Genomic DNA, 7,800 nt, shown 5'->3' on the forward strand with positions numbered 1-7,800 from the left:
CTGTCTGATTCCGGGTTGCCCCGCGGTGGCTACTACCCTCGGTGGCATGACTTCAGCGGCACCTGTTTTCCGGACCAGACGGGTCGTGACGACGCGGGCGGGCGGATTCTCGCAAGCGCCCTACGACTCGTTCAATCTGGGCGACCACGTCGGCGATGATCCGGAAGCGGTGCGGCGCAATCGGGTTCGGCTCGCGGAGAGCATCGGGCTGACGCCGGACCGGCTGGTGTGGATGGAACAGATCCACGGCCGCAACGTCGAGATCGTCGACGGACCGCGCTCCGAGCCGGTGCCCGCCACCGACGCACTGGTCACCACCCAGCGAAACCTGGCGCTGGTGGTGCTCACCGCCGACTGCGTGCCGATCCTGATGTCCGACGACGAGGCCGGGGTGATCGCGGCCGTGCACGCGGGCCGGATCGGGGCGCGCATCGGGATCGTGCCCCGGGTGCTCGAGGCCATGGTGTCGGTCGGCGCGAAGCCGGAGCGGATCGGGGCCTTCCTCGGCCCGGCCGCCAGCGGCCGCCGGTACGAGGTGCCCGCGGCCATGCGCGCCGATGTCGAGGCGCATCTGCCGGGCAGCGCGACCACCACCGCCAAGGGCACGCCCGGCCTGGATCTGCGCGCGGGCATCCGGCGGCAGCTGGAGGCCGCCGGTGTCGGTGCCGTCGCGATGGACCCGCGGTGCACTATCGAGGACAAGACCTTGTTCTCCCACCGCCGCGGCGCGCCGACCGGCCGACTCGCCGGTGTGATTTGGATGTCACCCGAGGGGGTTTCAGAATGACCGAAAGTTTCACCGCCGCAGCGGGATCCGATGCGGCGCACGTCACGTCCGGCGGAGGTCGCGTCGCCGAGCTCGAAACCGCTCTGTCGGCACTCATCGAGCGAATCGACGCAGCGTGCGCGGCCGCGGGCCGCGAACCCGGGTCGGTGCGGTTGCTGCCGGTGACCAAGTACTTCCCCGCCTCGGATATCGAGATCCTCTATGACCTGGGCCGCCGGGAGTTCGGGGAATCCCGCGAACAGGAGGCCGCGGGCAAGGTGGCGCAGCTGGGGCACCTGTCCCAGGTACGTTGGGAGTTCATCGGACGGCTTCAGCGCAACAAGGCGAAAGCCGTTGCACGCTGGGCGGATACGGTCTACTCGGTGGACAGCGAGCGGCTCGCGAGCGCGCTCGAGGCCGGTGCGCGGGCCGCGCTGGACGAGGGCGCGCGTTCGGCCCCCTTGCGCGTGCTGCTGCAGGTGTCGCTGGACGCCGATCCGGCCCGCGGCGGCGTCCGCGACGACGCGCTGCGCGCGCTCGCCGATCAGGTCGAGGCCTCGGAATCGCTGCAGCTCGCGGGCCTGATGGCGATCCCGCCGCTGGATGTGGAGCCCGATGCGGCCTTCGAGCAACTGGCCCGCATCCACTCTGTATTAACGATTGTTCACCCCGAGGCGAAAGAGCTGTCGGCGGGCATGTCCGGCGACTTGGAGTCGGCCATACGCCACGGCAGTACGTGCGTGCGTGTCGGTACTGCGCTTATGGGCGCGCGACCGATAACCTCGGCGTAGCAAAGAAACCTCACCAGTCACATTTGAAACATATGCTTGGTGACAGACGAGGACTGAGCAGGACAACACCCCAGGCCAACCGGGGCCGAAGGAAGGTCGACCAGATGAGCGAGCGCAGCGAGCGGGTAATGAACGCAGCCACGAGCGTGCTCGTGCTGGAGCCGAGCGCCAGCGAGGTGGAAGCATGAGCACGCTGCACAAGTTCAAGGCGTACTTCGGGATGGTTCCGCTCGAGGATTACGAAGACGATTACGTCGACGACCGCGGAGCCGCCCGGAGCGCCGATGAGCGTGGCCAGCGTCGTCCCCGGCCCTACGCCGAACGCGAGCGTGACTACGACCGATACGGCGAGGACCGTTACGACGACGAGCCAGCCTACGAGCCGTCGTACAAGGCCCCCTACAAGCCGGCCTACAGCGCCTCCCGCCGCGACGACTACGCCGACGAGCTGCGTGAGCGCGAGCGCGATCACCGCGAGCGCGACCGCTACGACGCCGACGCCCGCTACGACGCCCCGCGTCGCCCCACCCGTATCGACACCGCCCCCTCCAGCCGGACCCGGTCCATGGGCGGCGGTGCGAGCACCCGCGGCGCGCTGGCGATGGACACCGACGCCGAGCGGCGCATCGAGGAGCTGCGGGAGCAGGAGCGCCGCATCGAGGCGGCCCGCCGTCCCCAGATCTTCGAGGACGGAGGCACCTTGTCCAAGATCACGACGCTGCGCCCGCGCACCTACGCCGAGGCCGCCATCATCGGTGAGCGTTTCCGTGACGGCACCCCGGTGATCATGGACCTGGTCGAGATGAGCAACTCCGACGCCCGCCGCCTGGTGGACTTCGCCGCCGGTCTGGCTTTCGCCCTGCGTGGCTCGTTCGACAAGGTGGCCACCAAGGTGTTCCTGCTCTCGCCCGCCGACGTCGACGTCTCCGCCGAGGAGCGCCGCCGCATCGCCGAGAACGGCTTCTACAACCAGAAGTAGCCAGCTGCCGCTGCCGTGGGGAACGGCGGCGTCAGCCGGTGCCGGCGCACATCAGCGCCGAACACGCACGGCGGCAGCGCAATGCGCCGCGTCCAGGGGGTTGCGACCGAGGGTCGCGGGGGATCATGGGGGAGTCTTGCGGCCATGCCGCGTCAACACCGGATGTGACCGGCACGATCCGTGTTTCTGTTTTGCCGATCATGGTTTGTCAGGCAGAGTGGTGCGGTGGCCTTGTTCCAGGTGTTGAACCTCCTGCTGTTCCTCTTCTGGCTGCTGCTGATCAGCCGAGTCATCGTCGAGTTCATCCGCAGCTTCGCGCGCGACTGGCGGCCGACCGGCTTCGTCGTGGTCATCCTCGAGGTGATCTTCACGATCACCGACCCCCCGGTGAAACTTCTGAGGCGTTTGATACCCCCAGTGAATCTTGGGGGAATTCGGCTCGATCTGTCGATTATGGTCTTGCTGTTTATCGTGTTCATCCTCATGTCGATCACGGGCCAGATAGGGCAGTCGGTAGCTCAGGTGTGACAGAATGAGCCGAAAGAATGCTTGCCCAGATCTACCGCTAGATCTCCATACGAAGCGTGAAGGGATCGTTCCATGCCGCTGACCCCCGCCGATGTTCATAACGTCGCGTTCAGCAAACCGCCGATCGGGAAGCGCGGCTACAACGAGGATGAAGTCGACGCCTTCCTCGACCTGGTCGAGCAGGAGCTCTCACGCCTCATCGAGGAGAACGCGGATCTTCGCCAGCGCGTTGCCGAGCTGGACGCGGAACTGTCCGACGCCAAGAAGAACCGCGGCCCCGCGGTCCAGCCGGTGAAGGCCCCGGTCGCGCCGGAGCCCATCAAGGCCGCGCCGCCGGTGCCCCCGGCCCCCATGCCGGCCCCGGTCCCGGTCGCCCCCGTCAAGGCCGAGGCCCCCTCCGCGGACGCCAATCTGCAGGCCGCCAAGGTGCTTTCGCTGGCCCAGGAGATGGCCGACCGCCTCACCTCGGACGCCAAGACCGAGGCCGAGTCGCTGCTGGCCAACGCCAGAGGCAACTCCGAGCGCCTGGTCAGCGACGCTCGCACCCGCTCGGAGGCGATGATCGCCGACGCGCGTCAGAAGGCCGAGGCCATGCTGTCCGACGCGCAGACCCGCTCGGATTCCCAGCTGCGCCAGGCCAAGGAGAAGGCCGACGCCCTGCAGGCCGACGCCGAGCGCAAGCACACCGAGATCATGGCCACCATCACCCAGCAGCGCAGCGTGCTGGAGAGCCGCATCGAGCAGCTCAAGACCTTCGAGCGCGAGTACCGCGTGCGCCTGAAGTCCTACCTGGAATCGCAGCTGGAGGAGCTGGAGAACCGCGGCTCCGCGGTCCCGGTCGACGGCGGCGAATTCGGCCAGGATGCCTCCGGCAACGGCGCACTCCTCAAGGGCAGCAAGTAAAGTCGTAACCACGGCCTGCGATGCCATGTCGCACGGGACCCGATCCCGGGCGGCACGGCATCGTCGCCAACCTTTCGAAGCGACCTCCGGTGGCCACCGCCGCCGAAGACACACGAGGGGATGGTGCACTTGCTCGCAGTGACGCTCGGCCTCGCCGCGGTCGGTTTCGGACTGCTGGTGACCGCACTGACCACCGGTTCGGTGATCTGGGCATGGGGCTGCATCATCGTGTGCGTGATCGGCGCGGTGCTGCTGCTCGTCAGTGCGTTGTCGCTGCGGACCGATGACGAGGACGCGTCCTCGCCACCACCGGGCGGACGGCACGCCAGGCATTAGCGGCTCACACGATTCGCTTCGGGGCGGGTCCGGGGAATAACCCCTGGACCCGCCCCGCTAGTATGTAGACAGCACCACGGCGTCGATCCGGCCATCACCGGGGAGCCTTCGGAAGAACGGCGGGACCTGCTCCGAGCGGGTATCGCCCACTAGAACCGAACGGGTGAGCCCGTCACAGCTCGCAACGAGAGGCTCGGTCTCGCAAGGGTTTTCACAGCTCCTGCGGTCCGGGCAAGCGGGGTGGTACCGCGGTTACGGCGCGCCGAGCGCCGGGATCGTCCCCGTGCCCACGACGCAGGCACGAGGAGACGAGAGGCCGCCATGGCGGACGACAGCAGCACCCGAAGCGCATACCCCCGCGCGGACCTGAGCCGGACCACCGGGCAGGTCTCCTTCCCCGAGCTGGAGCAGCGGGTCCTGGACTACTGGGCCGCCGACGACACCTTCCGTGCCAGCATCGAGAACCGTTCCGAGGCAGAGGAATTCGTCTTCTACGACGGCCCGCCCTTCGCCAATGGGTTGCCGCACTACGGTCATCTGCTGACCGGATACGTGAAGGATTTGATCCCGCGTTTCCAAACCATGCGCGGTAAGAAGGTCGAACGGCGTTTCGGCTGGGATACTCACGGCCTGCCCGCGGAAATCGAAGCGGAGAAGCAGCTCGGTATCACGGACAAATCACAGATCGATGCCATGGGTCTCGCGGAATTCAATGCCGCGTGTAAATCTTCGGTCTTGCGCTACACGAACGAATGGCGTAACTACGTCACCCGCCAGGCGCGCTGGGTCGACTTCGACAACGACTACAAAACCCTCGACCTCGACTTCATGGAATCGGTCATGTGGGCGTTCAAGTCGCTGTACGACAAGGGTCTGATCTATCAGGGCTTCCGGGTGCTGCCCTACAGCTGGTACGAGCAGACCCCGCTGTCCAACCAGGAGGCGCGTCTCGACGACTCCTACCGGATGCGCCAGGACCCGGCGGTCACCGTCGACATGGTGCTGCGGGTTCCGGCCGACCACCCGCTGCACAACCTCGACGGCGCCAACGCGCTGATCTGGACCACCACGCCGTGGACGCTGCCGTCCAACCTCGCCATCGCCGTGCACCCCGACGTCACCTACGCGCACGTGCAGGGCAAGGACGGCAAGCGGTATGTGGTTGCCGCCGAGCGGGTGTCGCACTACACCCGTGAGTTCGGCGAGGAGCCGCAGGTGCTGTCCGAGCACTCGGGCGCCGCGCTCGAGGGCCTGAACTACCTGCCGCCCTTCGACTTCTTCCTCGGCCACCCCCGCGCGCACCGCGTGCTCAACGCCGACTACGTCACCACCGACTCCGGCACCGGCATCGTGCACCTGGCCCCCGCCTTCGGTGAGGAGGACATGGATGTCGCCTCCGCCAACGGGATCGACATCGTGCAGCCCCTCGACGCGGGCGGCAAGTTCACCTCCATGGTGCCGCCGTACGAGGGCCTGATGGTCTTCGACGCCAACCCGGTCATCATCAAGGACCTCAAGGCCGCCGGAAAGCTGTTGCGGCACGAGACCATCGAGCACTCCTACCCGCACAGCTGGCGCTCGGGCCAGCCGCTGATCTACATGGCGGTGCCGTCCTGGTTCGTGGCGGTCACCAAGTTCCGTGACCGCATGGTGGAGCTCAACAAGGAGATCACCTGGGTCCCCGAGCACATCCGCGACGGCCAGTTCGGCAAGTGGCTCGAGAACGCGCGCGACTGGAACATCAGCCGTAACCGCTACTGGGGCGCGCCGATCCCGGTCTGGATCTCCGACGACCCGGCCTACCCGCGCGTGGACGTGTACGGCTCGCTCGACGCGCTCGAGCGGGACTTCGGCGTGCGCCCGGACGACCTGCACCGGCCCATGATCGACGAGCTGGTGCGGCCGAATCCCGATGACCCGACCGGGAAGTCGATGATGCGGCGCACCCCCGAGGTCCTCGACTGCTGGTTCGAGTCCGGGTCCATGCCCTACGCGCAGGTGCACTATCCGTTCGAGAACAAGGAGTGGTTCGAGGGCACCTCGACGGAGTCGATTGACGGCGCCGCCGTCGCGGCTCCGCACAGCCCCGGCGATTTCATCGTCGAGTACAACGGCCAGACCCGCGGCTGGTTCTACAACCTGCACGTGCTCTCGACCGCGCTGTTCGACCGCCCGGCGTTCAAGTCCGTTGTGGCGCACGGCATCGTGCTCGGCGACGACGGCCTCAAGATGTCGAAGTCCAAGGGCAACTACCCCGACGTCAACGAGGTCTTCGACCGTGACGGCTCCGACGCCATGCGCTGGTTCCTCATGGCGTCCCCGGTGCTGCGCGGCGGCAACCTGATCGTCACCGAGCGCGGGATCCGCGAGGGTGTCAGCCAGGCGCTGCGCCCGCTGTGGAACGCCTGGACCTTCCTGCAGCTGTACGCCTCGCAGCCCGGCACCTGGCGCACCGACTCGGGGAACGTGCTCGACCGGTACATCCTGGCCAAGCTGGCGGCGACCCGCGACGTCATGACCGACGCGCTCGAGGTCTACGACATCGCCACCGCCTGCGACGAGCTGCGCACCTTCGCCGACGCGCTCACCAATTGGTATGTGCGCCGGTCGCGTTCGCGCTTCTGGGAGGAGGACCGCGACGCCATCGACACCCTGCACACCGTGCTCGAGGTGACGACCCGGCTCGCGGCCCCGCTGCTGCCGCTCATCTCCGAGGTGATCTACCGCGGTCTCACCGGTGAGCGTTCGGTGCACCTGGCCGACTGGCCCGCCGCCGACGTCCTGCCGCACGACGCCGAACTGGTGTCGGCCATGGACGAGGTCCGCACCGCCTGCTCCACGGTGCTGAGCCTGCGCAAGGCCCAGAACCTGCGGGTGCGCCTGCCGCTCTCGGAGGTCACCGTGGCCGCCGCCGACGCGGAACGCCTGCGCCCCTTCGTGGATCTGATCGCCGACGAGGTGAACGTCAAGAAGGTCGATCTCACCGCCGACGTGGCCGCCCACGGCCGCTTCGAACTGGTCGTCAATGCGCGCGCCGCCGGTCCGCGCATCGGCAAGGACGTCCAGACGGTGATCAAGGCCGTCAAGGCGGGGGAGTGGACCGAGGCCGCCGACGGCACCGTGACCGCCGCCGGCATCGCCCTGCTCCCCGAGGAATACACCCAGCGCCTGGTCGCCGCCGAGCCCGAATCCACCGCCGCCCTGCCCGGCAATGCCGGTCTGGTGGTGCTGAATTCGGTGGTCACCGAGGAACTCGAGGCCGAGGGCTGGGCCCGCGACCTCATCCGCGACCTCCAGGAAACCCGCAAGTCCCTCGGCCTGGACGTCTCCGACCGCATCACCGTGGTCCTCGACGTCCCCGCCGACCGCCTCGCCTGGGCCGAAACCCACCGTGACCTGATCGCGGGCGAGATCCTCGCCACCACACTGACTTTCGGCGCGGCCCCCGCGGACGCCGCCGAGATCGTCGGCGGCGTCAAGGCCTCGATCACCAAGGC

Annotated in this window: 7 protein-coding genes; all 7 read left to right on the plus strand. The window is 67.9% G+C overall.

Annotated elements, in window-relative coordinates; genetic code table 11:
* Positions 1 to 46: 46 nt before the first annotated feature.
* Positions 47 to 787, plus strand: coding sequence for a peptidoglycan editing factor PgeF (gene pgeF, locus ACFV4K_RS33305; protein ID WP_379280277.1), 741 nt, complete (start codon positions 47 to 49; stop codon positions 785 to 787).
* Positions 784 to 1,557, plus strand: coding sequence for a YggS family pyridoxal phosphate-dependent enzyme (locus ACFV4K_RS33310; protein ID WP_379280278.1), 774 nt, complete (start codon positions 784 to 786; stop codon positions 1,555 to 1,557). The genes pgeF and ACFV4K_RS33310 overlap by 4 nt, the downstream gene beginning before the upstream one ends.
* Before the next feature lie 184 nt (positions 1,558 to 1,741).
* Entirely contained in the window at positions 1,742 to 2,536 is a 795-nt protein-coding gene (locus ACFV4K_RS33315; RefSeq protein WP_357095052.1) for a cell division protein SepF, read from the plus strand.
* A 225-nt stretch (positions 2,537 to 2,761) separates the two neighbouring features.
* Positions 2,762 to 3,064 (plus strand): YggT family protein, encoded by a 303-nt coding sequence (locus tag ACFV4K_RS33320; RefSeq protein WP_213560475.1) that lies wholly within the window; start codon positions 2,762 to 2,764, stop codon positions 3,062 to 3,064.
* Between the two features lie 72 nt (positions 3,065 to 3,136).
* Entirely contained in the window at positions 3,137 to 3,967 is an 831-nt protein-coding gene (locus ACFV4K_RS33325; protein ID WP_379280279.1) for a DivIVA domain-containing protein, read from the plus strand.
* A 129-nt stretch (positions 3,968 to 4,096) separates the two neighbouring features.
* Entirely contained in the window at positions 4,097 to 4,303 is a 207-nt protein-coding gene (locus ACFV4K_RS33330; protein ID WP_379280280.1) for a hypothetical protein, read from the plus strand.
* A 321-nt stretch (positions 4,304 to 4,624) separates the two neighbouring features.
* Positions 4,625 to 7,800: isoleucine--tRNA ligase (gene ileS, locus ACFV4K_RS33335; protein ID WP_379280281.1), on the plus strand; the 3,176-nt coding region annotated here is incomplete at its 3' end.

The organism is Nocardia sp. NPDC059764 (assembly GCF_042732555.1).
Taxonomy (GTDB): domain Bacteria; phylum Actinomycetota; class Actinomycetes; order Mycobacteriales; family Mycobacteriaceae; genus Nocardia.

What these genes read in the sequence shown, in the direction of transcription:
- ACFV4K_RS33310 (WP_379280278.1), top strand. Translation starts at nt 784, where the DNA reads ATGACCGAAAGTTTCACCGCCGCAGCGGGATCCGATGCGGCGCACGTC.
- pgeF (WP_379280277.1), top strand. Translation starts at nt 47, where the DNA reads ATGACTTCAGCGGCACCTGTTTTCCGGACCAGACGGGTCGTGACGACG.
- ACFV4K_RS33315 (WP_357095052.1), top strand. Translation starts at nt 1,742, where the DNA reads ATGAGCACGCTGCACAAGTTCAAGGCGTACTTCGGGATGGTTCCGCTC.
- ACFV4K_RS33325 (WP_379280279.1), top strand. Translation starts at nt 3,137, where the DNA reads ATGCCGCTGACCCCCGCCGATGTTCATAACGTCGCGTTCAGCAAACCG.